This is a genomic window from Roseomonas sp. AR75 (assembly GCF_005222815.1).
Classification (GTDB): Bacteria; Pseudomonadota; Alphaproteobacteria; order Acetobacterales; family Acetobacteraceae; genus Falsiroseomonas.
In genome coordinates, this window is sequence record NZ_STGB01000003.1 from 102,689 (window position 1) to 129,359 (window position 26,671).

The following is a 26,671-nucleotide window of genomic DNA, read 5'->3' on the forward strand; positions in this document are numbered from 1 at the left end:
GACCTCAGTCTCCTCCCGCCGAGAGCTCGCCGGTCGCGAAGCGCCTGGTCCGCCCATCCGTCTCCAGCAGCAGGGCGCCGTCCGCATCCAGGCCCCGGTAGAGGCCGGAGGTTTCACCCGCACCGGTGCGCAGCGTCAACATCGTGCCCGGGCGCGGTCCGCGGTGCTGCCATGCGTCCAGCAGCGGCGCGATGCCCTCTGTCGCCAGGCGGTGCTGCCAGGCCGCCACGGCGCGGATCAGCGCGACGGCGACCGCTTCCGGCTCCGGCGCCGCAGCATAGGCGGCGACGCAGGTGGTGGGCCGGTCCGGCACCGCCGGTGCCACCGCCAGGTTGGCGCCGAGGCCCAGCGCGATCCATTCGATCCGCCCGTCATGCGCCGAGCCTTCGCACAGCATGCCCGCCAGCTTCGCCCCGCCGAGCAGCAGGTCGTTCGGCCATTTCAGCCGGATGGCGTCCCGGTCCGGCAGGAAGGCGGAGAGCGCCTCGGCCAGCGCGACGCCGCCGAGCAAGGCGAAGCGCGGCGCATGGGCGGCCGGCGCATCCGGGCGGAGCAGCAGCGAGATGGAGAGGTTGCCCTCCGGGCTCTGCCAGCTTCGGCCATCGCGACCGCGCCCGGCGGTCTGGCGGCGGGCGAGGATGGCAAGCCCCTCCGGCTCTCCCGCCGCGGCCAGTCGCTGCAGAAGATCCGAGGTCGAAGGCAATTCGGCCTCGATGCGCAGCCGCCAGCCCGGCGGCAGCGCGGCCGCGCCCTCAGCCGGCGAGCGCGGCGACGGCAACCTGCGCCGCGCCGATCAGCGCCGCGGGGAACAGGAAGAACAGCAGCGTCAGCAGCCCCGTGCCGGCCATCACCACCGTCAGGCTGGCGGGCCGCGCATCCAGCGCGCCCTGCTCGGCGCTGTCGAAATACATCACCTTCACGATGCGCAGGTAGTAGTAGCTGGCGATCACGCTGGTGACGATGCCGATGATGGCCAGCGTCCAGAACCCGGCCTGAACCGCGGCGAGGAAGACGTAGAGCTTGCCGAAGAAGCCGGCGAGCGGCGGGATGCCGGCCATCGAGAACATGAACACCGCCATCCACAGCGCCATCGCGGGATCCGTCTTCCCGAGACCGGCCAGGTCCTCCACCTGCTCCAGCGCGCGGCCGCCGCGGCGCATGGCGATCAGCACGGCGAAGGTGCCGAGATTCATCACCACGTAGATCGCCATGTAGACCAGAACGCCGCGATAGCCGGTGTCGTTCGCCACCGCGAGGCCCATCAGCGCGTAGCCGACATGGCCGATGGAGGAATAGGCCATCAGCCGCTTGATGTTCTTCTGCCCGATGGCGGCGAAGGCGCCGAGGATCATCGAACCCGCGGAGCAGAGCCAGATCACCTGCATCCACTGCGCCGAGAGGTCGCCGAAGGGGCCGATCAGCACATGCATCAGCAGCGCGATGGCAGCGACCTTCGGCGCCGTGGCGAAGAACGCGGTGACCGGGGTCGGGGCGCCTTCGTACACATCCGGCGTCCACATGTGGAACGGCACCGCCGAGACCTTGAAGGCGAGGCCCGCCAGCACGAAGACCAGCCCGACGACGACGCCCGTGCCGACATCGCCCGCCGAGAGCGCGTCCGCGAGACGGTCGAAATTCGTCGTGCCCGCGAAGCCATAGACCAGCGATGCGCCATAGAGCAGCAGGCCTGAGGCGAGCGCGCCGAGCACGAAATACTTCAGCCCCGCCTCCGCGCTGCGGGGATTGTCGCGGTCGAAGGCGGCGATGACGTAGAGCGAGAGCGACAGCAGCTCGAGCCCGATATACAGCGACATGAGGTCGTTGGCCGAGACCATGACCATCATGCCGAGCGTCGCGAAGAGCATCAGCACCGGATACTCGAACCGGGCGAGGTCGGCCTTCTCGTTGAAATCCAGCGCAAGCACGAGGCCCAACGCGGCGCCCAGCAGGATCAGCACCTTGGCGAAGCGCGAGAAGTCGTCCGCGACATACTGGCCGAGGAAGGCGGTGCCCTCGTCCTGACCGAGCACCAGGACGGCGGCCAGGATCAGCGCGCCGACCACCGCCATGGCCACGGGAAAGAACATCCCCTTTCGCGGGATCACGCCGATCAGCAGGATCACGAGGCCGGAGACGCCGAGCAGGATCTCCGGCGCGGCGAGGGTCCAGTTCATCACGGCGTCACATCCCCGCCAGGCGCGCGGCGCTGAGCGCGGCTTCGTGCTGCGCGATCAGGTTCGCCACGCTGGCCTCGAAGAAGTTGAGGAACGACGAGGGGTAGACCCCCATCCAGAGCGTCAGCAGGATCAGCGGCGCGAAGACCGCGTATTCGCGCGGGCTGAGATCGAGCAGCGCGCGCAGATCGTCGCGCGTGATCTTCCCGAAGGCGACGCGGCGATAGAGATACAGCATGTAGGCCGCGCCGAGGATCATGCCGAGCGCGGCACCAAACGCCACCCAGGGGTTCACCTTGAAGGCGCCGACGATGACCAGCAGCTCACCCGGGAAGCCCGCCGTGCCCGGCAGCGCGACCGAGGCCATCGTGAACAGCATGAAGATCAGCGCATAGGCCGGCATGATCTTCGCGACCCCGCCGTAGCGCGCGATCTCGCGTGAATGCACGCGGTCGTAGAGCACACCGACGCAGAGGAACAGCGCGCCTGAAACCACGCCGTGCGACAGCATGGTGAACAGTGCGCCCGAGAGTCCCTGCTGCGTGAAGGTGAAGATGCCGAGCGTCACGATGCCCATATGGGCGACCGAGGAATAGGCGATCAGCTTCTTCATGTCCTCCTGCGCGAGCGCGACGAGGGAGGTGTAGACCACGGCCACGACCGACAGCGCGAAGATCAGCGGCGCGAAATCCGCGCTGGCATGCGGCAGCATCGGCAGCGAGAAGCGGACGAAGCCATAGGCGCCCATCTTCAGCAGCACGCCCGCCAGGATGACGGAGCCGGCGGTGGGCGCTTCCACATGCGCGTCCGGCAGCCAGGTATGCACCGGCCACATCGGCACCTTCACCGCGAAGGAGACGAAGAAGGCCAGGAACAGCCAGAACTGCATCGCCGGCGGGAAGGCCGTGGCCATCAAGGTCGGGATGTCGGTGGTGCCTGCATAGTACCAGACCGCCAGGATCGCCAGCAGCATCAGCAGCGAGCCCGCCAGCGTGTAGAGGAAGAACTTGAAGGCGGCATACACGCGCCGCGCGCCGCCCCAGACGCCGATGATCAGGAACATCGGGATCAGCACGGCCTCGAAGAAGATGTAGAACACCACGAAATCGAGCGCGCAGAACATGCCGACCATCATGCTTTCCAGCACGAGGAAGGCGACCATGTAGTCGCGCACGCGTGTCTGCACGCTCTCCCAAGACGCCAGGATGCAGAGCGGCGTGAGAAGCGTGGAGAGCAGCACGAACAGCACGGAGATGCCGTCCACGCCCATGTGGTAGTTCACGCCGAACTCGGGCAGCCACGCGACCCGTTCCACGAACTGGAAATCCGCCGTGGAGGGATCGAAGCGCGCCCAGAGAATGAGCGAGAGCGCCAGCGTGATCAGGCTGGTCCACAGCGCGGTCCAGCGTGCGTTGCGCGCGACGACCTCATCCTCGCCGCGCACCATCAGGATGATGAAGGCGCCCGCCAGAGGCAGGAAGGTGACGAGGCTGAGGATCGGGAAGCCGGCGGCGTTCATCGGGCACCGTAGAGCAGCAGGGTGACGAAGAGGACGAGGCCGATGATCATCGTGAAGGCGTAGTTCGCCACCCGCCCGGTCTGGATGCGGGCGGCGCCCCGCGCGACATCCACCGCAAGCGCCGCCGCGCCGTTCGGCACGCCATCGATCAGCCGCGCATCGCCGGTCTTCCAGAAGGCGCGCGCAAGATACTGCGCGGGCCGGACGAAGATCGCGTCGTAGAGCTCGTCGAAATACCACTTGTTCAGCAGGAAGCGGTAGACGCCGTTGAAGCGCGCGGCGAGCTGGCCGGGGATGCCCGGCGCGAACATGTAGAGGATGTAGGCGAGTGCGATGCCGGCAACGCCCACCACCGTGGGCGCCAGCGGCACCCATTCCGGCACCTCATGCGCATGGTGCAGCACGTGGTTGTGCGCGGCGGTGTGGATCGCGCCGTTCCAGAAGGCTTCCTGCTGGTCGCCCACGAAGAGCGGGTAGAACAGGTAGCCGGTGACGATCGCGCCGGCCGCCAGCACCAGCAGCGGGATCAGCATGACCGGGGGGCTTTCGTGCACATGCTCCATCACGTGATGGTCCGCGCGCGGCGCGCCGTGGAAGGTCAGGATGATGAGGCGCCAGGAGTAGAATGCCGTCAGGAAGGCGGCGAGCAGGCCCATGGCGAAGGCGTACGCGCCAGGCCCGCTATGCGCGGCATAGGCAACCTCCAGCACCATGTCCTTCGAGTAGTAGCCGGCGAAGAGCGGCACGCCGGCCAGCGCCAGGCTGCCGATCCACATCACGGCATAGGTGATCGGGATCTTCTTCCAGATGCCGCCCATCCTGCGAATGTCCTGCTCGTCGGACATCGCGTGGATCACGCTGCCGGCGCCGAGGAACAGCAGCGCCTTGAAGAAGGCGTGGGTGAAGAGGTGGAAGATCGCCGCCTGATAGACGCCGACGCCGGCGGCGAAGAACATGTAGCCGAGCTGCGAACAGGTGGAATAGGCGATGATCCGCTTGATGTCGTTCTGCACGCAGCCGATCGTCGCCGCGAAGATCGCGGTGGAGGCGCCGACGATCGTCACGATCGCCAGCGCGACCGGCGCGTATTCCATCACGGGCGACATGCGCGCCATCAGGAACACGCCCGCGGTCACCATCGTCGCCGCATGGATCAGCGCGGAGACCGGCGTCGGGCCTTCCATCGCGTCCGGCAGCCAGGTGTGCAGGCCAAGCTGCGCCGACTTGCCGCAGGCACCGAGGAACAGCAGCACGCCGATCACCTCGAGCGCGGGCATGCCCAGGAAGGTCACCTGCCGTGCCGCCGGCACGCCGGCGAAGATCGCGTCGAACTCCACGGACTGGAAGGTCCAGAAGGTCAGCGCCAGGCCCAGCATGAAGAACAGGTCGCCGACGCGGTTCACGATGAAGGCCTTCATCGCCGCGCGGTTCGCGCTCTCGCGCTCGTACCAGTAGCCGATCAGCAGGTAGCTCGCGAGGCCGACACCCTCCCAGCCGAAGAACAGCTGCACGAGGTTGTCCGCCGTCACCAGCATCAGCATCATGAAGGTGAACAGGCTGAGATAGGCGAAGAAGCGCGGGATCGTCGCGTCATGCGACATGTAGCCGACGCTGTAGAGGTGGATCAGCGTGGAGATGAAGGTCACCATCGCGACCATCACCACGCTCAGCGTGTCGTAGCGCAGCGCCCAGGACACCTCGAAGCCGCCGACATCGATGAAGGTGACGATCGGCACGACGCCCGGCGCGCCGTTCAGCGCCACCTCGACGAAGGCGCCGATGCCGCAGGCGGCCGCCAGCACCATGCAGGCCACCGTTACCCACTGCGATGCCTTGTCGCCCAGCCAGCGGCCGAAGAACCCCGCGAGCGTCGCGCCCAGCAGGGGGAAGAAGATGGCGCCGACGTACATCGCCTAGCCCTTCAGGGTGGAGATTTCCTCCACCTCGATCGTGCCGCGGTTGCGGAAGTAGATGACCACGATGGCCAGCCCGATCGCCGCCTCTGCGGCCGCGACGGTCAGGATCAGCATCGCGAAGACCTGGCCCGTCAGGTCGCCGAGCGTGGCCGAGAAGGCGACGAGGTTGAGGCTGACCGAGAGCAGGATCAGCTCCACCGACATCAGGATGACGATGACGTTCTTCCGATTCAGGAAGATGCCGAGCACGCCGAGCGTGAGAAGGATGGCACTGACCGTGAGGTAGTGCGCGAGGCCGACGGCCATCATCTCAGTGGTGTCCCCCGTGGCCGTGGTCGGCATGAGCGAGCTTCTTCGGCTCGGCCGGCGCATCGACCGGCGGCCGCTCGATGCCGATCTCGCCGAGGCCGGCGCCGAGCGCCGGCTGGCGCAGGTTCACGCTGCCGCTGCGCGCGATCTGCCGGCCGATGTCCTGCCGCTTGGTGGAGGTCTTGCCGCGCAGCGTCAGCACGATGGCGCCGATCATCGCCACCAGCAGGATCAGGCCGGAAAGCTGGAACAGCCAGACGAAGTCCGTGTACATGATGCGGCCCAGCGCGCGCGTGTTGTCCACGCCGGCGGGCGCGGGGTTGAGCCGGAACCCCGCCGCGTCGGAGGCGAACTGCCAGGTGCCGAAGACCAGCAGCAGTTCCAGCAGCAGGATCGCGCCGACCACGCCGCCGATCGGCGCGTAGCGCTGGAAACCCTCCCGCAGCGCCGCGAAGTCTATGTCCAGCATCATCACGACGAACAGGAACAGCACGGCGACGGCGCCGACATAGACGATGACCAGGATCATCGCCAGGAACTCGGCGCCCGCCAGCAGGAACAGCGCGGCGGCGTTGAAGAAGGTGAGGATCAGGAACAGCACGCTGTGCACGGGGTTGCGGCTGGTTACCACCATCACCGCGGAGGCGATCAGCACCGCCGCGAACAGGTAGAAGGCGAGGGCTGCGATCATCGGTAGGGCGCGTCCAGCTCAAGCCGCTTCGCCAGCGCCGCTTCCCAGCGGTCGCCGTTCTCCAGCAGGCGTTCCTTGTTGTAGAGCAGCTCCTCGCGCGTCTCGGTCGCGAACTCCATGTTCGGCCCCTCGACGATCGCGTCCACCGGGCAGGCTTCCTCGCACATGCCGCAGTAGATGCACTTCACCATGTCGATGTCGTAGCGCGTGGTGCGGCGGGAGCCGTCCTCGCGCGGCTCGGCCTCGATGGTGATGGCCTGGGCGGGGCAGATCGCCTCGCACAGCTTGCAGGCGATGCAGCGCTCCTCCCCGTTCGGGTAGCGGCGCAGCGCGTGCTCCCCCTTGAAGCGCGGGCTCAGCGGCGTCTTCTCGTACGGATAGGAGATGGTCGCCTTCGGCTTGAAGAAGGTCTTGAGCGTCAGCCACATCCCCTGGGCGAGTTCCGCCAGCAGGAAGGATCGCGCGACGCGGTCGAGGGTGAGCGCCATGATCGTGTCCCTCAGGCGGCCGGCAGCCAGCCGAACAGCTTCAGCGCCGCGGCGGTCAGCACCAGCCACACCAGGCTGAACGGCAGGAACACCTTCCAGCCCAGCCGCATGAGCTGGTCGTAGCGGTAGCGCGGGAAGGTGGCGCGCACCCAGATGAAGACGAACAGGCAGAAGCAGATCTTGAACACGAACCACATCGGCCCGGGGATCCAGGTGAAGGGCGCGATGTCGAAGGGCGCGTACCAGCCACCCAGGAACAGGATGGTGATCAGCGCGCTCATCAGGATCATGTTCGCGTATTCGCCGAGAAAGAACAGCGCGAAGGACATCGAGCTGTATTCGACGAAGAATCCGGCGACGAGCTCGCTCTCGCCTTCGGGCAGGTCGAAGGGGGCGCGGTTCGTCTCGGCCAGCGCCGAGATGAACATGATCACGAACATCGGGAAGAGCGGGATGATGAACCACATGTCCGCCTGCGCGCGGACGATCTCGGTCAGGTTCAGCGATCCGACGCAGAGCAGCACGGTCACGATGACGAAGCCCATGCTGACCTCGTAGGACACCATCTGCGCCGCCGAGCGCAGCGCGCCGAGGAAGGCGTATTTGGAGTTCGACGCCCAGCCCGCGATGATGATGCCGTAGACGCCGAGCGAGCTGATCGCGAACAGGTAGAGGATGCCGACATTGATGTCGGCGATCGCCCAGCCGTCGTTCACCGGGATCACCGCCCAGGCGAGCATGGCCAGCATGAAGGTGATCATCGGCGCCATGATGAACAGCACGCGGCTGGCCCCGGCGGGGATGATCGTCTCCTTCATCAGCATCTTGATCGCGTCGGCGAAGGGCTGCAGCAGGCCGAAGGGGCCGACCACGTTCGGCCCCTTGCGCAGCTGCATCGCGGCCAGGACCTTGCGCTCGGCCCAGGTGAGATAGGCGACGCCGATCAGCAGCGGCACCAGCAGCGCCATCGCCTGCGCGACGGTCAGCGCCAGGTGGCCGACGGGGGTTGCGAGGAAGCCTTCCATCACGTCACTCCGCGGCGAGCGCCGGCGCTTCGCCGTAGACGCGCGCGCATTCCGCCATCACGTCGGAGGCGCGCGCGATCTGGTCCGCCAGGTGATAATGGGTGATCGCCGGCGCGAAGGGCGCGTCCGACATCTCCGAAGGATTGCCCGCGGGGCCGGAGGCGTCCTCGCAGCCGCGCGGCGCGAAGGGCGCGGCGAGCATCGGAACGGCCTGCGCCATCGCGGCGCGCAACTGCTCCAGCGTATCGAAGGGCAGGCGCGTGCCCAGCACCTCGCTCGCCGCGCGGATGATGCGCCAATCCTCCCGCGCCTCGCCGGGCGCGTGCACCGCGAGCCAGGCGCGCTGCGCGCGGCCCTCGGTGTTGAGGTAGGTGGCGTCCTTCTCGGTATAGGCCGCGCCGGGCAGGATCACGTCGGCGCGCGCGGCCGCGCGGTCGCCGTGATGGCCCTGGTAGATGACGAAGGTCTCCGCGCCGATCGCCGCGGGATCGAAGCCGTCCGCGCCGAGCAGCCACAGCACATCCACGCCGCCGCCGAGCATGCCGCCCAGCGTCCTGCCTCTCGGACCCGGCAGGAAGCCGAGCTCCAGCGCACCTGCCTGCCCGCCGAACAGGTGCAGCAGGTTGAAGCCGTGCCAATCCGGCCGCAGGGCATTCGCCGCCACGGCGACCTGCCAGGCCGCCGCCAGGACATGCAGCCCGTCAGGCCGCGCCAGGGCGCCGCGCCCGACGATCACCATCGGGTTCTTCGCGCCCTTCAGCACCTCCATGAAGGGGTGCGAACCGTCCAGCAGCGCGCGCAGCGCCGCAGGCCCGTCGCCGAGATGCTGGTGCGGATAGGTCAGGTCCACGCCCGGCGCGCCGATGCGTGCCACCGGGAAGCGGCCGGCCAGCGTGCGCTTGCGGATGCGCGCATTGATCACCGGCGCTTCCTTGCGCGGATCGCTGCCGATGATGAGCAGCGCATCCGCCTGGTCGATGCCGGCGATGGTGCTGTTGAACAGGAAGAAATCGCGACGCGAGGCATCGATCGCCGCGCCATCGGTGCGGCAATCCAGGTTCTGCGAGCCAAGCGCCGCCATCAGCGCCTTCAGCGCGAACACGCTCTCCGCATCCACCAGCTCGCCGGCCACCGCGCCGATGCGGTCGGGCGACGCCGCGCGGACGCGCGCGGCGATGGCGCGGAAGGCCTCCGCCCAGCTCGCCGGGCGCAGCTTGCCGTCCACGCGCAGCCAGGGCCGGTCAAGCCGCTTGCGCTTGAGGCCGTCGAAGGAGAAGCGGCCGCGATCGGCCATCCACTCCTCGTTCACATCGTCATTGATGCGCGGCAGGATGCGCAGAACTTCCGGCCCGCGGGTGTCGATGCGGATGTTCGTGCCGGTCGCGTCCTGCACGTCGATGCTGTCGGTCTTGCGCAGCTCCCAGGGCCGCGAGACGAACGCATAGGGCCGGGAGGTCAGCGCGCCGACCGGGCAGATATCGATCAGGTTGCCGCTGAGTTCGCTGGTCAGCGCCTTCTCGACATAGGTGCCGATCTCCATGTTCTCGCCGCGGTTGGTGCCGCCGAGCTCGGAGGTGCCCGCGACCTCGGCCGAGAAGCGGACGCAGCGCGTGCACTGGATGCAGCGGGTCATGATCGTCTTGATCAGCGGACCCATGTACTTGTCCTTCACCACGCGCTTCGGCTCGCGGTAGCGGGAGTGGTCCATGCCGTAGGCGACCGCCTGGTCCTGCAGGTCGCACTCGCCGCCCTGGTCGCAGATCGGGCAGTCCAGCGGATGGTTGATCAGCAGGAATTCCATCACGCCCCGGCGCGCGTTGCGCACCATCGGGCTGTCGGTCTTCACCACCATGCCGTCCGCGACCGGATAGGCGCAGGAGGCGATCGGCTTCGGCGCCTTCTCCACCTCGACCAGGCACATGCGGCAATTGCCGGCGACGCTCAGCCGTTCGTGGTAGCAGAAGCGCGGGATCTCCTTGCCCGCGGCCTCGCACGCTTGAAGCACGGAAGCCCCGTTCGGGACCTCCACCTCGATGCCGTCGACGGTGACCTTGGCCATGCCGCGCTACTCCGCCGCCAGCGGCAGTTGCGCGCCGCCGCGTGCCGCCTTGTAGGCGGCGATGCGTTCTTCCATGACCGGCCGGTAGTGCCGGATCAGCCCCTGCACCGGCCAGACGCCGCCATCCGCCAGCGCGCAGATCGTGTGGCCCTCGATGCGGCGCGTCACTTCCTCGAGCAGGTCGATCTCCTCGACCTCGGCGCGGCCTTCCACCATGCGGTCCATCATGCGGCTGACCCAGCCCATGCCTTCGCGGCAGGGCGTGCACTGGCCGCAGCTCTCATGCTTGTAGAAGCGTGACAGGCGCGCGATGGCGCGGACGATGTCGGTGGACTTGTCCATCACGATCACGCCCGCCGTGCCGAGGCCCGACTTGTGCTCGCGCAGCGCATCGAAATCCATCAGCACGTCGTCGCAAATGTGCTTCGGCAGCAGCGGCGTGGAGGAGCCGCCGGGGATGACACAGAGCAGATTATCCCAGCCGCCGCGCACGCCGCCGGCATGCCGCTCGATGAGCTCCCGCATCGGGATGCTCATCTCCTCCTCCACGTTGCAGGGCCTGTTCACATGGCCCTGGATGCAGAAGATCTTCGTGCCGGAATTCTTCGGGCGACCGAACTGCGCGAACCAGGCGCCGCCGCGTCGCATGATCTCCGGCACCACCGCGATGGTCTCGACGTTGTTCACCGTGGTCGGCGCGCCGTAGAGCCCGACGGCGGCGGGGAATGGCGGTTTCAGCCGCGGCATTCCCTTCTTGCCTTCCAGGCTTTCGATCAGCGCGGTCTCTTCGCCGCAGATATAGGCGCCGGCGCCGCGATGGACGTAGAGGTCGAAGTCCCAGCCGCTGCCGCAGGCGTTCTTGCCGATCAGGCCGGCCGCATAGGCCTCCTCGATCGCCGCCTCCAGCACCTCGCTCTCATTGTAGTACTCGCCGCGGATGTAGATGTAGCCGGCATGCGCGCCCATCGCGAAGCCGGCGATCAGGCAGCCTTCGATCAGCGTGTGCGGATCGTGGCGGATGATGTCGCGGTCCTTGCAGGTGCCGGGCTCGGATTCGTCGGCATTGACCACGAGGTAGTGCGGCCGTTCGCTCGCCTGCTTCGGCATGAAGGACCACTTCATGCCGGTGGGGAAGCCCGCGCCGCCGCGGCCGCGCAGGCCGGAATTCTTCACCTCCTCGATGATGCCGTCGCGGCCGCGTTCCAGGATGGCCTTCGTGCCATCCCAGTTGCCGCGGCGCTGCGCGGCCGGCAGGCGCCAGTCCTGCATGCCGTAGAGGTTGGTGAAGATGCGGTCCTTGTCGGAGAGCGCCATCGCTATTCTCCCGGCACGTCGGTCAGCGTCAGCGGGCCGCCTTCGGGCGCGCTGGTCTGGCGCCCGATGGTGCTGCCCGGCTTCGGCCGCTCGCCGCGCTTCAGTGCCTCGATCAGCGCGACCGTGCGGTCGTAGTCGAGGTCCTCGTAGTAGTCGTCATCCACCTGCAGCACCGGCGCGTTCACGCAGGCGCCGAGGCATTCCACCTCGGTCAGCGTGAACAGACCGTCCGCGCTGGTCTGGCCGACATGCACATGCGCCGCGTCGTGGCAGGCGCGCATCACGTCGTCCGATCCGCGCAACATGCAGGGCGTGGTGCCGCAGAGTTGCAGGTGATAGCGGCCGATCGGCTTCATGTTGAACATGAAGTAGAAAGTCGCGACCTCGTAGACGCGGATCGGCGCGATGCCGAGGCGCTCAGCAATCACGTCCATCGCCAAGCGCGGCACCCAGGCGCTGCCGGTCTGCCGCCCCATCTGGCGCTGCACGACATAGAGCAGCGGGATCGTGGCACTCGCCTGCTTGCCCGCCGGATAGCGCGCCAGGATTTTCGTGACCTGCGCCTCGCTCTGTTCGTCGAACGCAAACGTCGTCGGCTCGATGTGCTCCACCGCGCTCACCGATCGATCTCCCCGAACACGATGTCGAGGCTGCCGATGATGGAGACGGCGTCCGCCAGCATGTGCCCCTTGGAGAGCGTCTCCATCGCCTGGAGATGCGCGAAGCCCGGCGCGCGGATCTTCACGCGGTACGGGCGGTTGGTGCCGTCGGCCACCATGTAGACGCCGAACTCGCCCTTCGGCGCCTCGGTCACCGTGTAGGTCGCGCCTTCCGGCACATGGTAGCCCTCGGTGTAGAGCTTGAAGTGATGGATCAGGCTCTCCATCGAACGCTTCATCTCGCCACGCGGCGGCGGCGCGATCTTGTTGTCCAGCACCTTGATCGGGCCGGGCTTCATTCGCTCCAGGCACTGGTGGACGATGCGCAGGCTCTGCCGCATCTCCTGCATGCGCACCAGGTAGCGGTCGTAGCAGTCGCCATGCACGCCGACCGGCACGTCGAAGTCGAGCTGGCCGTACATCTCGTAGGGCTGCGACTTGCGCAGGTCCCAGGCGCAGCCGGAGGCACGGATGCAGGGCCCGCTGAAGCCCCACGCCATCGCCTGCTCGGCGCTCATCACCCCGATGTCCACGGTGCGCTGCTTGAAGATGCGGTTCTCCGTCAGCAGCCCCTCGAGCTCATCGAGGAATTTCGGGAACTGCGCGGCCCACTTCTCGATCTTGTCGGTCAGCCCCGCCGGCAGGTCCTTGTGCACGCCGCCGGCACGGAAGTAGTTCACGTGGTAGTGGCTGCCGCCGACCTGCTCGTAGAACTCGATGAGGTATTCGCGCTGCTCGAAGCCCCAGAGGCTCGGCGTGATCGCGCCCACATCCAGCGCATAGGTCGTGATGTTCAGCAGGTGGTTCGCGATGCGCGTCAGCTCCGCGAACATGGTGCGGATCCAGCGCGCACGCTCCGGCACCTGCTCCTCGATGCCGAGCAGCTTCTCCACCGCCAGCACCCAGCTGTGCTCCATGCACATGGGCGAGACGTAGTCCAGGCGATCCATGTAGGGCATCGCCTGGAGATACGTCTTGTACTCCATCAGCTTCTCGGTGCCGCGATGCAGCAGGCCGATATGCGGGTCGGCGCGCTCCACCACCTCGCCCTTCATCTCCAGGATGAGGCGCAGCACGCCGTGTGCGGCGGGGTGCTGCGGGCCGAAGTTGATGTGGTGCGACTCGACCTCGACGGTGCGCTTGGTCGTTTCCTCGGCCGGGGGAACGACGTGAAGGGAAACCTCGCCGCTCATGCCTTCGGTCCCTCGGGGGCGCTTTCGATCTGGCCGCGCGCCTCGCGCGTCAGGTGGACCTTCTCATCGCCCGGCAGCGTGGTCATGCCTTCCCAGGGCGAGAGGAAGTCGAAGTTCCGGAAATCCTGCGTCAGCGAGACAGGCTCGTAGACCACCTGCTTGCGCGCCTCGTCATAGCGGACTTCGACATGGCCGGTCAGCGGGAAGTCCTTGCGCAGCGGATGCCCTTCGAAGCCGTAGTCGGTCAGCAGGCGGCGCAGGTCGGGCTGCCCTTCGAAGACGATGCCGTACATGTCCCAGGCCTCGCGCTCGTACCAGCTCGCCGCGGGCCAGATCTCCATGACGCTCGGCACCGGCGTCGCCTCGTCCGTCGCGACCAGCACGCGGATGCGGCGATTATGCTGAAGGCTGAGCAGGTTGTAGACCACCTCGAAGCGCTCCGCGCGCTCGGGCCAGTCCATGCCGCAGAGGTCCATCAGCTGCTCGAAGGACAGGCGCGGATCGTCGCGCAGCAGCGTCAGCACCGGCAGCAGGCCCTGGCGCGTGACGCGCAGCACCAGCTCCTGCCCGCGTTCCACAAAGGCTTCCTGCACGGCGGGACCGGCGGCCTCCGCGATGGCGGCGCCGAGCTCGGCGAGGGTCATCTGCTCAGCCACGGAGGATGGTCCCCGTCCGGCGGATCTTCTTCTGCAGCTGCAGGATGCCATAGACCAGCGCCTCGGCAGTCGGCGGGCAGCCCGGCACGTAGACATCCACCGGGACGATGCGGTCGCAGCCGCGCACCACGGAATAGCTGTAGTGGTAGTAGCCGCCGCCATTGGCGCAGCTGCCCATGCTGATCACCCAGCGCGGCTCGCTCATCTGGTCGTAGACCTTGCGTAGCGCGGGGGCCATCTTGTTGGTCAGGGTGCCGGCCACGATCATCACGTCGGACTGGCGCGGCGAACCGCGGGGGATGATGCCGAAGCGGTCCAGGTCGTAGCGCGCCATGTACGCGTGGATCATCGGCACGGCGCAGCAGGCCAGGCCGAAGGTCATCGGCCAGAGGCTGCCGGTGCGGGCCCAGTTCACCACCTTGTCCAGGTTGGCGACGACGAAGCCCTTTTCCTCCATTTCGCCGGTGATGCCCTTGATCACCGCGTCCTGCGCGGGGCCGGGGGGCAGCGCCTCCCGGTTCCATGCAATCCGGTCTTCCGCGCCTCGCGGCGCGGTGGCGCCGTCCTGCGGCGCAACGGTCGAACCACTCATTCCGATCTCCCTGGCGCCCGCCGCGCCCGGTGTCGGGAAGCGCCCTTCGGCGTCGTTCCCGGTCTTATTCCCAGTCCAGCGCGCCCTTGCGCCACTCGTACACGAAGCCGACGGTCAGCACGCCGAGGAAGCCCATCATCGACAGGAAGCCGAACCACCCGATCTCGTTCAGGCTGACAGCCCAGGGAAACAGGAAGGCCACTTCCAGGTCGAAAATGATGAAGAGGATGGCGACGAGATAGAAGCGCACGTCGAAGCGCCGGCGCGTGTCGTCGAAGGGCTCGAAGCCGCACTCATAGGCCGAGAGCTTCTCCGGGTCCGGCTTCTGCCGCGCCACGAGCATGGCGCCGCCCACCATCGCCCCGGCGATGGCCGCGGCGATGCCCAGGAAGACCAGGATCGGAAAATACTCGGCCAGCATCTGCTGGGTCATGTGCGCCTGCTCTTCAGCCTTGCCTTGCGTCGCGCGGGATCTTGCCGTCCCGCAGCCTGCCGCGCTGCGCCAAGGGGGGACATCCCGCGATCTCCCGCAGGTCCCCGCCATGCCGCACCGCAGCGTGGCCGGACATTACCCGCGCCCGGCGCGCTCCGCCATAGGGGGCCGAGGTTACGGAAGGGATAGGCGGCAAATGCGCAGGCGCGCCCGGAACGTCCAGGGCACGGAAGCGCGTCAAGATTGGGAAAACCGTCGCGTGGCGCGAGTGACGGGGCTCGAACCCGCGACCTCCGGCGTGACAGGCCGGCGCTCTAACCGACTGAGCTACACCCGCTTGCGACAGGCGGCGGGGAATAGGGGCCGCGGGCGGGGGTGTCAAGCACGCTGGCAGGGCCCCCTGCGCGGGCTGTCGCATGCATTGATGAGTTTCGCTGGTTGGAGTGATGACGAATAAAGCGTTGACGCGCCTCGGGCCCGACACTCTGATCCGCGGAGCAGGCCCGGAACGGGGCCGCGGAGGAGACGTCGCCATGCACCCCAACCGCCGCAGTGCCCTTGCCCTGGGCCTCGGAACCCTCGCCCTGCCCAACCTGGCACGGGCGCAGGGCTGGCAGCCGAACCGCGACGTGGAGTTCGTCATCCCCTTCGGCGTCGGCGGCGGCGCCGACCTGATGGCGCGCGTGATCCAGAAGATCATGACCGATGAGCGCCTGGTGCCGGTGGCCGTGAATCCCGTGAACCGCCCCGGCGGCGGAGGTGCGGTGGGCATGGCCTATGTGGCGGCCAGCCGGCGGACCGATCCCAACACCATCGTGGCGATCAACGGCACCACCCAGATCACCCCGATCATGGTGCCGAACGCCCGCACCCTGAGCCTGGTCCGGCCGATCGCCAACGTCATGCTGGACGACTTCCTGCTCTTCGTCCGCGCCGACAACCCGCACCGCACCGCCGCCGCCTTCGCCGCCGCCGCGAAGGCCGCACCGGCCCGCAGCGTCAATTTCGGCACCGGCGGCACCACGGACCAGATGGCCGTGACGGTGTTCGGCCGCGCGATCGGCGCCGAGCTCAACATGGTCAACTTCAACTCCGGCGGCGAGGCGCTGACCGCGCTGCTCGGCGGCCATGTGCAGGCGGTGATCGGAAATCCGCTGGAATTCATGGGCCAGCTCCAGGGCGGCGCGGTCCGTGCCCTTGGCGTCTTCCGCGACACCCGCTTCACCGACCTGCCGGACGTGCCCACGATGAAGGAGCAGGGCATCAATGCCGAGAACTTCCAGATGTGGCGCGGCATCGCCGTGCCCGGCGGCGTGAACGATGCCGCCGCCGCCTACTGGACCGAGGTGATGCGCAAGGTGGTCGCGACCGAGGCCTGGAAGCGCTACCTGAAGGAGAACGTGGCGAGCGAGGCGCCGATGTTCGGCGCCGACTTCGCCGCCTTCCTGGAGCGCCAGGAGAAGCTCTACCGCGAGCTGCTCGGCCGGCCGGCCTGAGCGCGTGACCCGCCGCGTCTCCCTGGGCGATCTCGGCCTCGCCGCCGGGTTCGCCGCGATGGGGCTCGTCTGGCTCGCCGGCGCCCGCGACATGCCCATGTGGGAACGGGAGACGCCGGGACCGGGCTGGCTGCCCTTCGCCTTCGGCGTGCTCCTCGTCGTGCTGTCGGCGGCCGCCGGGCTGCAGGCGCTGCGCCGGGCCGACGCGCCGACCGAAGCGCCGGGCGCGCTGCGCAAGCCGCTGCTGGTGCTGGCCGCCACGCTAGCCGCGGTGCTCGGGCTGGAGGTGGTGGGCTTCGTCGCCGCCATCTTCCTGATGCTGCTGGTGCTGTACGCGCTTGCCGAGCGCAAGCCGCTGCTCGGCTCCCTGCTGGCGGCGGCGGGGGTGTCCGCGGCGCTGCACCTGATCTTCGTGACCTGGCTCGGCGTGCCGCTGCCCGCCGGCCCCTTCGGCGGCTGAGCGCGTGGACGCCTTCCCCCAGTTGATGGCGGGCTTCGTCGCGGCGCTGACGCCGGGCAACGTTGCCATGTGCTTCCTCGGCGTGCTGCTCGGCCAGGTGGTCGGCGTGCTGCCGGGCATCGGGCCCTCGGCCGCCATCGCGCTGCTGCTGCCGATTACCTTCGGCCTCGATCCGACCGCGGCGCTGATCCTGTTCGCCGGCATCTACTACGGCAGCCAGTACGGCGGCACGCTGACCTCCGTGCTGATCTCGGTGCCGGGCGAATCCTCCACCGTGATGACCAGCATCGACGGCTACCAGATGGCGCTGCAGGGGCGCGCGGGCGCGGCGCTCGGCATCGCCGCCATCGGCAGCTTCATCGCCGGCACGCTCGGCACCGTCGGGCTGATGCTCATCGCCCCGCCGCTGGCGAAGATGGCGCTGGCCTTCGGCCCGCCCGAGTATTTTTCGCTCGTCGTGCTTGGGCTGGTCGCGCTCGCCGCGGTGGGCAGTTCCGTCCTGAAGGGGCTGGTTGCGGGCGTGGCGGGGCTGGCGCTCGGCACCATGGGCATCGACCCGCAGGTCGGCACGGCCCGCTTCGACTTCGGCCAGGTCTGGCTGCTGGACGGCATCGAGTTCATCGTGCTGACCGTCGCGCTCTTCGGCCTGGGGGAGGTGCTGTCCGGCTGCGCCGACGCAGCCGCGCGCCCGGTCGCCAAGGTCAAGGACGTGCTGCCGACGCGCGAGGACTGGCAGCGTTCGAAATGGCCGATCGCGCGGGGATCGGTGATCGGCTTCGTCATCGGCGTGCTGCCGGCGACCGGCGCGACCATCGCCAGCTTCGTGGCCTACATCGTGGAGAAGAAGCTCGCCCGCGATCCCTCCCGCTTCGGCAAGGGCGCGATCGAGGGCGTGGCGGGGCCGGAGGCGTCGAACAACGCCGCCGCCTCCGGCGCGCTGGTGCCGATGCTCTCGCTCGGCGTCCCGGGCTCGGGCACCACGGCGGTGATCCTCGGCGCGCTGATCATGTTCGGCGTGCGGCCGGGGCCGGAGATGTTCACCACCAACGCCTCCCTGGTCTGGGCGCTGATCGCCTCCATGCTGATCGGCAACCTGATCCTGCTGATCATGAACCTGCCCCTGGCGGGGTTGTTCGCGCGGCTGCTGGCGGTGCCCTATTCCTGGCTCTACCCGCCGATCATCGCGCTCTGCATCGCGGGCGTCTATTCGCAGGCCAACAGCATCGAGGATTGCTGGCTGCTGGTCGGCTTCGGCCTGGTGGGCTGGATGATGCGGCGCTACGACTGGCCGATGGCGCCGATGGTGCTGGGCCTGGTGCTCTCGCCGCTGTTCGAGACGGCGATGCGCCAATCGCTGACCCTGAGCCTCGGCGATCCCACCATCTTCGTGGCGCGGCCGCTCTCGGCGGGGCTGCTGGCCTGCGCGGCGCTGGCGCTGCTGGTGCCGCTGGCCTCCCTCGCCTGGCAGCGCCGCCCGCGCGCCGTGCGATAGGAACGCCGCGCGGCGAGCGATAGGAACACGGATGCACACGGGCACGCTCATCGTCGCCAGCGGACGCTGGGACAACACGGTGGCGGTGATCGACGCCGCCGCGGCGCGCGATCCCGCGCATGACGGCACCGACCGCGCCGTCATCGCCCGCCCGCGCGCGACGCCGGACGTGGCGGGCGCCCCCGCCTCCGGCCAGCCGGTGAACGTGGTGATCCCGCCGGACGGACCGCATGGTTACGTGGTCTGCCATTCCGGCCGCGCTTCCGGCGCGGAGGCCGGCGCCTACCAGCACGGGCACCCCGGCACCGTCACGCTGCTGGACCTCGCCGCGCTGCGTGATCCGCGCAACGACGGCACCATGGGCGCCATCGCCGGCATCCTGGAGACCGGCACCGCCGGCCCGGTCGGCGCGACGGTCACGCCCGATGGCCGGCACCTGCTGGTCGGCTCGGCGGAGGCGCCGGAGGCCGAGGATGGCGGCGTGGAGATCACTGCCTTCGACCGCGCCACGCTGCGGGTCGCGCGGCGCATCCGGCTGCGCGACGGCGGCGGCACGCCGGTGCGCGACTCGCCCGACCCGCGCTTCGGCCGCTTCCCCAACCCGAACGGCATCGCCTGCAGCGCGCTCGGCTCCGGCTGGCTGGTGACCGCGAATGGCGGCACGGACGATGTGTCCGTGATCGACCTGGCCGCGGCGTTGGCGGGCGACCCCGGCGCCGAGGTGGCGCGCGTGCCGGTGCAGTCGGGCGGCTTCGGGATCAGCGTCTCGCCCGACGGCCGGATCGCGGCCGTCGCGGCGCGGGAGAGCATGCGCACCGGCGCCTTCGGCAACACCATCAGCCTGATCGACATCGCCGCGCGCGCCGAGGCGGCGCGGATCCGAGTCGGCACCGACGATCCGGCGCAGGGCACGCGGCCCTTCGTCGCCGCCTTCACGCCGGACGGGCGGCACCTGGTGGTGTCCTGCTTCGCCTCCGGCACCGTCTCGCTGGTGGAGGTCGCCGCCGCGCGGGAGGTGGCGCGCCTGGCGCTGGAAGACCCGACCGGCGGGCCGGCGCAGCCACGCGGCATCGCGATGCACGGCGCGGAGGGCTGGATCGCTGTGACCGGGGGCCGGAAGCGCGGGCCGGGTAGCTCGGTGCTGTGGATGCTCGACCTGGCGCGCTTCGCGGTGACCTCGCGCGTCACCGGGATCGGGAACGAGAGCTACCTGCTGGGGATCCTGCCCGCGGGGCGGTGAGAGGGCATCGCCCGTTGCGGGCCGCGACGCGATGCGTTCGCATCGCGGGTCGCTTCCCTATCCCTCCGGCGGATTTTTCCTTGGCGCGAAGCGCCGCGTTGCACCGCGGGTGGCGGGCCGCGCCGCGACGCCTTCGCGTCGCGGGTCGCTTCTCCAGGCCTCCGACGGATTTTTCCTTGGCGCGAAGCGCCGCGATGCACCGCGGGCGGCGGGCCGCGCCGCGACGCCTTCGCGTCGCGGGTCGCTTCTCCATGCCTCAGGCGGATTTTTCCTTGGCGCGAAGCGCCGCGATGCACCGCGTGTGGCGGGCCGCGCCGCGACGCCTTCGCGTCGCGGGTCGCTTCTCCATGCCTCCGGCGGATTTTTCCTTGGCGCGAAGCGCCAAGGAAAAATGGGCGCTGACGGATTCGAACCGCCGACCAACGGTGTGTAAAACCGCCGCTCTACCACTGAGCTAAGCGCCCGCGACCCCTGCCCTACGCCGCCGCGATGCTGGCGCCAAGATGGCACCTCGCCCACCCAGGAATCACGAAGGCCGCCCCTTGCGGAGCGGCCCACGAAGCCCCTGCCGGCTCAGCCGCGAAGGCTCAGTTCACGGCGTCCTTCAGGCCCTTGCCGGCCTTGAAGCGCACCGTCGTCGTCGCGGGGATCTTGATCTCCTCGCCCGTGCGCGGGTTGCGGCCCTTGCCGGCCTTGCGCCTGGAGGTGCTGAAGGTGCCGAAGCCCACCAGCCGAACCTCCTGCTTCTTCTTCAGCGACTTGGTGATCGCCTCGAACACGGCGTCCAGCACGTCGCCGGCCTTGGCCTTCGACAGCTCACCCGACTCGGCGACGATCGCCACAAGATCCTGCTTGTTCATCTGAACCCCCCTAAGGTTCCCTGCACCACCACGAAAAGGGCGTCCGAATCGAGGTCGCCTCTGCAGCGACACTAGGCGTGCTGTTTCGAAGGCGTCAACGTGCGGCGCCCGATCCACGGCGGTTAACCGCCATTTCCGCGCAGGCTGCGACGGCTTCCCCACAGCACGCGCCGCACTCCGCGCGCCGCGAGCGCGAAACCCAGGAAAACGCTCGGAAAAAACGCTCGGAAAAACAAAGGGCGCCCACCCGAAGGTGAACGCCCTTGGAAGCTTCAGTCAGCGCCGTGCGTCAGTGCGGTCGGACCGCGCTGCCGTCGCCGGTTGCCGCCGCCGCGGGCGGCGCCTCCGGTGGCTCTTCCCAGGTGATCGGCTCGGGCGGGCGGGCCAGTGCCTTGCCGATCACCTCGTCCACATGGCTGACCGGGATGATCGTCAACGCCTTCTTCACGTTGTCCGGGATCTCGGCCAGGTCCTTCTCATTGTCCTTCGGGATGAAGACCGTGGTGGTGCCGGTGCGCAGCGCCGCCAGCAGCTTCTCCTTCAGGCCACCAATCGGCAGCACGCGGCCGCGCAGCGTGATCTCGCCGGTCATGGCGACATCCTTGCGCACGGGAATGCCCGTCAGCACCGAGACGATCGAGGTCGCCATGGCGATGCCGGCGGAAGGGCCATCCTTGGGCGTCGCGCCTTCGGGCACGTGCACATGGATGTCCCGCTTCTCGAACAGCGTCGGCTTCAGGCCGAAGGTCGTGGCGCGGCTGCGCACATAGCTCATCGCCGCGCTGACGCTCTCCTGCATGACGTCGCCGAGCTTGCCGGTCTGCTTCACATTGCCCTTGCCGGGCACCATGACGCTCTCGATGGTCAGGATCTCGCCGCCGACTTCCGTCCAGGCAAGGCCCGTCACCACGCCCACCATGTCCTCCGCCTCGGCCTCGCCGTAGCGGAACTTGCGGACGCCGGCGAACTTCTCGAGCGTCTTGACGCTGACCGCCACCTTCTTCGACTTCTTCGCGACGATCTCGCGCACCGCCTTGCGCGCGATGCCCGACAGCTCGCGCTCCAGGTTCCGCACGCCGGCCTCGCGCGTGTAGTAGCGCACGAGGTCGCGCATGGCGTCGTCGCTGATCGTCCACTCGCCCTTCTTCAGCCCGTTGGCTTCGCTGACCTTGGGCAGCAGATGACGCTTGGCGATCTCGATCTTCTCATCCTCGGTGTAGCCGGGGATGCGGATGATCTCCATGCGGTCCAGCAGCGGCTGCGGCATGCGCAGGCTGTTGGCCGTGGTGATGAACATCACGTCCGAGAGGTCGTAGTCCACCTCCAGGTAGTGGTCGTTGAAGGTGCTGTTCTGCTCGGGGTCGAGCACCTCCAGCAGCGCGGCCGAGGGGTCGCCCCGCCAGTCGGCGCCGAGCTTGTCGATCTCGTCCAGCAGGAAGAGCGGGTTGGAGCTCTTCGCCTTCTTCATGCCCTGCACGACCTTGCCGGGCATCGAGCCGATATAGGTACGCCTGTGGCCTCGCACCTCCGCCTCGTCCCGCACGCCGCCGAGCGACATGCGCACGAAGTTGCGCCCCGTCGCCTTCGCGATCGACTTGCCGAGCGAGGTCTTGCCGACGCCAGGCGGGCCGACGAGGCACAGGATGGGCCCGCGGATCTTCGGCGAGCGCGACTGCACCGCCAGATACTCGATGATCCGCTCCTTGACCTTTTCCAACCCGTAGTGGTCGGCGTTCAGCACCGCCTCCGCCTTGACGACGTCGCGGCTGACCTTGGTCTTCTTCTTCCAGGGGATGGAGAGCATCCAGTCGAGGTAGTTGCGCACCACCGTCGCCTCGGCGCTCATCGGCGACATGGTCTTGAGCTTCTTCAGCTCCGCCATCGCCTTCTCGCGCGCTTCCTTCGACAGCTTGGTGGCCTTGATCTTGGCCTCGAGCTCGGCGGCCTCGTCCTTGCCCTCCTCGCCCTCGCCCAGCTCCTTCTGGATCGCCTTGAGCTGCTCGTTGAGGTAGTACTCGCGCTGCGTCTTCTCCATCTGCCGCTTCACGCGGTTGCGGATGCGCTTCTCCACCTGCAGCACGCCGATCTCGCCCTCCATATGGGCGAAGACGCGCTCCAGCCGCGGCGCGACGCCGGCGGTCTCCAGCAGTTCCTGCTTCTCGGCGATCTTGAGGTTGAGGTGGGAGGCGACCGTGTCCGCGAGCTTGGACGGGTCGTCGATCTGGTTGATCGAGACCAGCACCTCGGGCGCGATCTTCTTGTTGAGCTTGATGTAGCTCTCGAACTGGGTGACGACGCTGCGGGCGAGCGCCTCCGTCTCGCGCCCCTCGGTGTCCTTCTCCTCCGCGATCGGGCCGGCGAAGGCCTCGAAATAGGGATCGGTGGATTTGTAGGCGGCGATGGTGGCGCGCCGGCCACCCTCGACCAGCACCTTCACGGTCCCGTCGGGCAGCTTCAGCAGTTGCAGCACGGTGGAGACGGTGCCGACCTTGTAGAGGTCGTCCACGCCGGGGTCGTCCTGGGCGGCATTCTTCTGCGCGACCAGCAGGATCTGCTTGTCGTCGCGCATCACCGCTTCCAGCGCGCGCACGGATTTCTCGCGTCCCACGAAGAGGGGGACGATCATGTGGGGGAACACCACGATGTCGCGCAGCGGCAGAACGGGAAGCTGCTCGCCGGGGCCGACAACGGTGGTGGGAGTTTCGGGCGTATCCGCCATGTGGACCTCGCTAGGGACGATCGGCGCAGGGCCGCCCAGGAGAAGCCGTATCAAGGGCCTCTCCCATCGCGGCGCGGCCCTGGCGCCACGGGATTGTCATTGCAGATGGCCCCCGGGGCAGCCCGGCGCAAGAACCGGCCGGGACAATCGGCCGGCGACGCAAGCCGGCCGTGGCTGGGGGCCCGGCATCCGGCTCAGGCGGAAGACTGCTCCGCCTGGCGCTCGCCGTAGATGAAAAGCGGGCTGGCCCGGCCTTCCGCCACTTCGCGGTTGACCACCACCTCCTCCACGTCCTCCAGCCCCGGCAGGTCGAACATCGTGCCGAGCAGGATGTTCTCCATGATGGAGCGCAGGCCGCGGGCGCCGGTGCGGCGCTGGATGGCGCGGGTGGCCACCGACTTCATCGCATCCTCGGTGAAGGTGAGCTTCGCCCCTTCCATCTCGAACAGGCGCTGGTACTGCTTCACCAGGGCGTTCTTCGGCTTGGTCAGGATCTCGATCAGCGCCTTCTCGTCGAGGTCCTCGAGCGTGGCGACCACCGGCAGACGCCCGATGAATTCGGGGATCAGGCCGAACTTCAGCAGGTCCTCGGGCTCCACCTCGCGCAGGATCGCGCCGGTGCGGCGGTCGTCGGGGGAGCGGACCTCGGCGCCGAAGCCGATGCCCGAGCCCTTGCCCCGCGCGCCGATGATCTTCTCGAGCCCGGCGAAGGCGCCGCCGCAGATGAAGAGGATGTTGGTCGTGTCCACCTGCAGGAATTCCTGCTGGGGATGCTTCCGGCCGCCCTGCGGCGGAACCGAGGCGACCGTGCCTTCCATGATCTTCAGCAGCGCCTGCTGCACGCCCTCGCCCGAGACGTCCCGCGTGATCGAGGGGTTGTCGGACTTGCGGCTGATCTTGTCGACCTCGTCGATATAGACGATGCCGCGCTGCGCGCGCTCCACGTTGTAGTCGGCGGCCTGCAGCAGCTTGAGGATGATGTTCTCCACATCCTCACCCACGTAGCCGGCCTCGGTCAGCGTGGTGGCGTCCGCCATCGTGAAGGGCACGTCGAGGATGCGGGCGAGCGTCTGCGCAAGCAGCGTCTTGCCCGAGCCCGTGGGCCCGATGAGCATGATGTTGCTCTTCGCGATCTCGACGTCGCCGGACTTCCCGGTATGCGCCAGGCGCTTGTAGTGGTTGTGCACCGCGACGGAGAGCACGCGCTTCGCATGGTCCTGGCCGATGACGTAGTCATCGAGGACCTTGCAGATCTCCTTCGGCGTCGGGACGCCGTCGCGGGACTTCACGAGGTGCGTCTTGTGCTCCTCGCGGATGATGTCCATGCACAGCTCGACGCATTCGTCGCAGATGAACACGGTCGGCCCGGCGATGAGCTTCCGGACCTCGTGCTGCGACTTGCCGCAGAACGAGCAGTACAGGGTGTTCTTCGAGTCGCCGGACTTGCTCATGCGCGCTCCAGAGCCCTCACCCCCCGGCAGGAGGGGTCGGCATCACGTCCGCCCGCCTCCTGGCGGGGCGGACGGCCAAAGGGAACCATAGACCCCGGTCGGAGCCAGGGAAAGCACTACAAAGTGCGGAGTCGGAGGCTCGGGGCGGGGTGTTGCACCGCCGCCCCGCAGCGCCGGACCGGCCGCTCAGCTCTTCCCCGCCTCCGCGGGCGGCATCGGGCGCTGCTCCACCACCTCGTCCACCAGGCCGAACTCCTTGGCCTCCTCGGCGGTCATGTAGGTGTCGCGCTCCATCTTGGCCTCGATTTCCGAGAGCGGCTGGCCCGTGTGATGGACATAGATCCGGTTGAGCCGCTCGCGGGTCTTCAGGATCTCGCGCGCCTGGATGGCAATGTCGCTCGCCTGGCCCTGGGCACCGCCGGAGGGCTGGTGGATCATGACCTGGCTGTTCGGCAGGGCGAAGCGCTTGCCCTTGGCGCCCGCGGTCAGCAACAAGCTGCCAGCGGAGGCCGCCATGCCGATGCAGACCGTGCTCACGGGGCTGCGGATGTATTGCATCGTGTCGTACATCGCCAGACCCGCCGTCACCACGCCGCCGGGGCTGTTGATGTAGAAGGCGATGTCCTTGTTCGGGTTCTCGCTCTCCAGGAACAGCAGCTGGGCGGAAACCAGGGAGGCGACCTGGTCGAAGATCGGCCCGGTCAGGAAGATGATCCGCTCCTTCAGCAGGCGCGAATAGATGTCGAAGGCCCGCTCGCCCCGGGCGGTCTGCTCGACGACCATGGGAACGAGGGTGTTGTTGTAGACCTCGACGGGGTCGCGATCACGCATGGGCGGTCCTTTCGCGCCGGCATTCAGGCGCAGTGTCAACGGGTCTTCTTAATGTGGGCAGAATAGGGCGGCGCGCAAACCCCCGGCACGAAACTGGAACACGCGGTGCGGCGGGCCAGTGTCTCGGAAGGCGCCTCGCCGAACATCCGGCGGTAGGCCAGCGAGAAGCGGCCGAGATGCCAGAAGCCCGCATCCAGCGCGATCTGCTTGACCAGGGCCGGCCCGTCCGGCTCGCGCAGGCGGCTGCGCACCAGGTTCAACCGCCGGGTCAACAGATAGTGCTGCAGCGTCACGCCATAGACGGCACGGAAGGCAGCGTTGAGGACTCGCGGGCCGACATCGAGCGCCTCGCACACCGCCTGCGTGTAGACCGGCCCATCGAGGGCGGTATCCAGATACTCCACGGCAGACCCGACAAGGCGAAGCTGCCGCCCATCGGCCCGGACCGCCGCGGTGGCGGGCGCGCCGGCCAGTCCCTCGACCAAGGCCCCCATCATCTGCTCCAGCAACGCGGCGCCGACCGCCCTGCGTTCCAGCCGCGACGGGTCAGCGCGCCCGGCGAAGGCGAGGTCGCGGGCGAGAGCAGCCAGAGCGGGCGCCCGATGCAGCAGGTCGGGCAGATGGCCGACCTGCCCCTCGCCGGGCGCGGCGACACCGTCGAGCATCGCCGCGACCGGATCGCTGGACAGGGTCAGCATTGCCCATTCCTGTCCCTTCGCGACCTGGGCGTGCAGTTCAGCACCAGGGCCGAACAGCACCGCACCGGCCTTGCCCATCAGCGCCCCGTTGACCCGCGACTGCCCCGGCATGGCGCCGAGGTCGAAGAAGATCGCCCAACGGTCCCGATGCACCGTGGCTCGGGCGAGGTAGCTGTTGTCGACCGCGTTGGCATGCACATGGACCGGCCCGAACTCGGCCAGCGTCAGCCGGAGGCGCAGCGCCCCGGCGCCGAGCTGGATGTTCTCCGCCGTGCCATCCCGCATGGCGGCGCTGAACGCCTCCAGCTCGGTGAACTCGGCGGAGAGGATCCGCGGCGCCGCGGGATGCATGGCCGTCCTTCCTGGGCGCCCCCAGGCGACCTCGCCCGGCGCACC

At 68.5% G+C, this 26,671-nt stretch carries 24 protein-coding genes and 2 tRNA genes; 4 read left to right on the top strand and 22 right to left on the bottom strand.

What is annotated here, in order from left to right:
- Positions 1-4: 4 nt before the first annotated feature.
- From E4T13_RS12495 to E4T13_RS12570, 16 genes are all read right to left on the bottom strand, one after another.
- Positions 5-778 carry a biotin--[acetyl-CoA-carboxylase] ligase gene (locus tag E4T13_RS12495; RefSeq protein WP_240791107.1) on the bottom strand — a complete coding sequence of 258 codons (774 nt, stop codon included), beginning with the start codon at positions 776-778 and terminating at the stop codon, positions 5-7.
- Positions 753-2,174: an NADH-quinone oxidoreductase subunit NuoN gene (gene nuoN, locus E4T13_RS12500; RefSeq protein ID WP_137178633.1), complete on the bottom strand. Its 1,422-nt coding sequence runs from the start codon at positions 2,172-2,174 to the stop codon at positions 753-755. The genes E4T13_RS12495 and nuoN overlap by 26 nt, the downstream gene beginning before the upstream one ends.
- 7 nt (positions 2,175-2,181) lie before the next feature.
- Positions 2,182-3,693, bottom strand: coding sequence for an NADH-quinone oxidoreductase subunit M (locus E4T13_RS12505; RefSeq protein WP_137178634.1), 1,512 nt, complete (start codon positions 3,691-3,693; stop codon positions 2,182-2,184).
- Positions 3,690-5,603, bottom strand: coding sequence for an NADH-quinone oxidoreductase subunit L (nuoL, locus tag E4T13_RS12510; protein ID WP_137178635.1), 1,914 nt, complete (start codon positions 5,601-5,603; stop codon positions 3,690-3,692). Before nuoL ends, E4T13_RS12505 begins: the two co-directional genes overlap by 4 nt.
- 3 nt (positions 5,604-5,606) lie before the next feature.
- Positions 5,607-5,918 carry an NADH-quinone oxidoreductase subunit NuoK gene (nuoK, locus tag E4T13_RS12515; RefSeq protein ID WP_206030164.1) on the bottom strand — a complete coding sequence of 104 codons (312 nt, stop codon included), beginning with the start codon at positions 5,916-5,918 and terminating at the stop codon, positions 5,607-5,609.
- Between the two features lies 1 nt (position 5,919).
- Positions 5,920-6,609, bottom strand: a complete 690-nt coding sequence (locus E4T13_RS12520) for an NADH-quinone oxidoreductase subunit J (RefSeq protein WP_137178636.1) — start codon at positions 6,607-6,609, stop codon at positions 5,920-5,922.
- Entirely contained in the window at positions 6,606-7,097 is a 492-nt protein-coding gene (gene nuoI, locus E4T13_RS12525; protein WP_137178637.1) for an NADH-quinone oxidoreductase subunit NuoI, read from the bottom strand. Before nuoI ends, E4T13_RS12520 begins: the two co-directional genes overlap by 4 nt.
- An 11-nt stretch (positions 7,098-7,108) precedes the next feature.
- Positions 7,109-8,125 (bottom strand): NADH-quinone oxidoreductase subunit NuoH, encoded by a 1,017-nt coding sequence (gene nuoH / locus E4T13_RS12530; RefSeq protein WP_408906391.1) that lies wholly within the window; start codon positions 8,123-8,125, stop codon positions 7,109-7,111.
- Position 8,126: 1 nt separating this feature from the next.
- A complete protein-coding gene (gene nuoG, locus E4T13_RS12535) occupies positions 8,127-10,181 on the bottom strand; it encodes an NADH-quinone oxidoreductase subunit NuoG (RefSeq protein WP_137178639.1) in 2,055 nt (684 codons plus the stop codon).
- Between the two features lie 6 nt (positions 10,182-10,187).
- Positions 10,188-11,495, bottom strand: a complete 1,308-nt coding sequence (nuoF, locus tag E4T13_RS12540) for an NADH-quinone oxidoreductase subunit NuoF (RefSeq protein WP_137178640.1) — start codon at positions 11,493-11,495, stop codon at positions 10,188-10,190.
- Between the two features lie 2 nt (positions 11,496-11,497).
- Complete coding sequence (locus E4T13_RS12545; RefSeq protein ID WP_137178641.1) at positions 11,498-12,115, bottom strand: NAD(P)H-dependent oxidoreductase subunit E; 618 nt, start codon at positions 12,113-12,115, stop codon at positions 11,498-11,500.
- The gene (locus E4T13_RS12550; RefSeq protein ID WP_137178642.1) at positions 12,112-13,347 is read right to left on the bottom strand and encodes an NADH-quinone oxidoreductase subunit D; all 1,236 of its coding nucleotides are present in this window, start codon (positions 13,345-13,347) and stop codon (positions 12,112-12,114) included. Before E4T13_RS12550 ends, E4T13_RS12545 begins: the two co-directional genes overlap by 4 nt.
- Positions 13,344-13,991: an NADH-quinone oxidoreductase subunit C gene (locus E4T13_RS12555; protein ID WP_137178902.1), complete on the bottom strand. Its 648-nt coding sequence runs from the start codon at positions 13,989-13,991 to the stop codon at positions 13,344-13,346. Before E4T13_RS12555 ends, E4T13_RS12550 begins: the two co-directional genes overlap by 4 nt.
- A 4-nt stretch (positions 13,992-13,995) precedes the next feature.
- Entirely contained in the window at positions 13,996-14,595 is a 600-nt protein-coding gene (locus E4T13_RS12560) for an NADH-quinone oxidoreductase subunit B family protein (protein ID WP_170984971.1), read from the bottom strand.
- Positions 14,596-14,659: 64 nt separating this feature from the next.
- Positions 14,660-15,028 (bottom strand): NADH-quinone oxidoreductase subunit A, encoded by a 369-nt coding sequence (locus tag E4T13_RS12565; protein ID WP_137178644.1) that lies wholly within the window; start codon positions 15,026-15,028, stop codon positions 14,660-14,662.
- Between the two features lie 260 nt (positions 15,029-15,288).
- A tRNA-Asp gene (locus tag E4T13_RS12570) sits at positions 15,289-15,365 on the bottom strand.
- 196 nt (positions 15,366-15,561) lie between these two features.
- Here E4T13_RS12570 and E4T13_RS12575 point away from each other — a divergent pair.
- Genes E4T13_RS12575 through E4T13_RS12590 form a run of 4 tightly spaced genes read left to right on the top strand, consistent with a single transcriptional unit; the run spans position 15,562 to position 19,716 of the window.
- The gene (locus E4T13_RS12575) at positions 15,562-16,524 is read left to right on the top strand and encodes a tripartite tricarboxylate transporter substrate binding protein (protein WP_137178645.1); all 963 of its coding nucleotides are present in this window, start codon (positions 15,562-15,564) and stop codon (positions 16,522-16,524) included.
- A 4-nt stretch (positions 16,525-16,528) separates the two neighbouring features.
- Positions 16,529-16,984: a tripartite tricarboxylate transporter TctB family protein gene (locus tag E4T13_RS12580; RefSeq protein ID WP_137178646.1), complete on the top strand. Its 456-nt coding sequence runs from the start codon at positions 16,529-16,531 to the stop codon at positions 16,982-16,984.
- A 4-nt stretch (positions 16,985-16,988) separates the two neighbouring features.
- Positions 16,989-18,476 carry a tripartite tricarboxylate transporter permease gene (locus E4T13_RS12585; protein WP_240791108.1) on the top strand — a complete coding sequence of 496 codons (1,488 nt, stop codon included), beginning with the start codon at positions 16,989-16,991 and terminating at the stop codon, positions 18,474-18,476.
- A gap of 31 nt (positions 18,477-18,507) precedes the next feature.
- Positions 18,508-19,716, top strand: a complete 1,209-nt coding sequence (locus E4T13_RS12590; RefSeq protein WP_137178647.1) for a hypothetical protein — start codon at positions 18,508-18,510, stop codon at positions 19,714-19,716.
- A gap of 392 nt (positions 19,717-20,108) precedes the next feature.
- Here the strand turns inward: E4T13_RS12590 and E4T13_RS12595 are convergent.
- The 6 genes from E4T13_RS12595 to E4T13_RS12620 all read right to left on the bottom strand — a co-directional run bounded on the left by E4T13_RS12595 (position 20,109) and on the right by E4T13_RS12620 (position 26,626).
- Positions 20,109-20,180 (bottom strand) — tRNA-Val (locus E4T13_RS12595).
- Between the two features lie 123 nt (positions 20,181-20,303).
- Entirely contained in the window at positions 20,304-20,576 is a 273-nt protein-coding gene (locus E4T13_RS12600; RefSeq protein ID WP_137178648.1) for an HU family DNA-binding protein, read from the bottom strand.
- Between the two features lie 289 nt (positions 20,577-20,865).
- Positions 20,866-23,295, bottom strand: a complete 2,430-nt coding sequence (gene lon, locus E4T13_RS12605; RefSeq protein ID WP_137178649.1) for an endopeptidase La — start codon at positions 23,293-23,295, stop codon at positions 20,866-20,868.
- 194 nt (positions 23,296-23,489) lie between these two features.
- Positions 23,490-24,746, bottom strand: a complete 1,257-nt coding sequence (gene clpX / locus E4T13_RS12610) for an ATP-dependent Clp protease ATP-binding subunit ClpX (protein ID WP_137178650.1) — start codon at positions 24,744-24,746, stop codon at positions 23,490-23,492.
- A gap of 186 nt (positions 24,747-24,932) precedes the next feature.
- A complete protein-coding gene (gene clpP, locus E4T13_RS12615) occupies positions 24,933-25,577 on the bottom strand; it encodes an ATP-dependent Clp endopeptidase proteolytic subunit ClpP (RefSeq protein ID WP_137178651.1) in 645 nt (214 codons plus the stop codon).
- Between the two features lie 35 nt (positions 25,578-25,612).
- Positions 25,613-26,626, bottom strand: a complete 1,014-nt coding sequence (locus E4T13_RS12620; protein WP_137178652.1) for a helix-turn-helix domain-containing protein — start codon at positions 26,624-26,626, stop codon at positions 25,613-25,615.
- Positions 26,627-26,671: the final 45 nt, after the last annotated feature.